Here is a 232-nt window from a genome sequence, read left to right as displayed (position 1 = left end):
GCGTTCCACAGCCAATTCCACACGCCTGGAAAATGCACCGCGTCGTTGACATCACCCACTGTGCGAGCCATGGCGGCGCGTTGCAGTGTCGGGCGATCCGTGTAGAACGGCTCGGCAGCTGTCCTAAGGCCTGTGACTCGGGCGCTGTCCATCAGGATCTGCAGGTATTCCTGCAGATGCCGTGCGGTGTAGCGGTTGATGTCGTGAAAGGTCACCACCACCGGTATCACAC

Annotated in this window: 1 pseudogene; it reads right to left on the bottom strand. The window is 60.3% G+C overall.

Annotated features, from left to right (window positions below):
• A pseudogene (locus AAEZ08_RS23530) lies at positions 1 to 232 on the bottom strand (polysaccharide deacetylase family protein); the annotation flags it as partial.

The sequence above is a fragment of the Pseudomonas sp. E45-MNA-CIBAN-0222 genome, assembly GCF_040310405.1.
Taxonomy (GTDB): domain Bacteria; phylum Pseudomonadota; class Gammaproteobacteria; order Pseudomonadales; family Pseudomonadaceae; genus Stutzerimonas; species Stutzerimonas stutzeri_AC.
The sequence above is the reverse complement of the archived record's forward strand: the minus strand, read 5'-3'. Positions and strand labels throughout refer to the sequence as shown.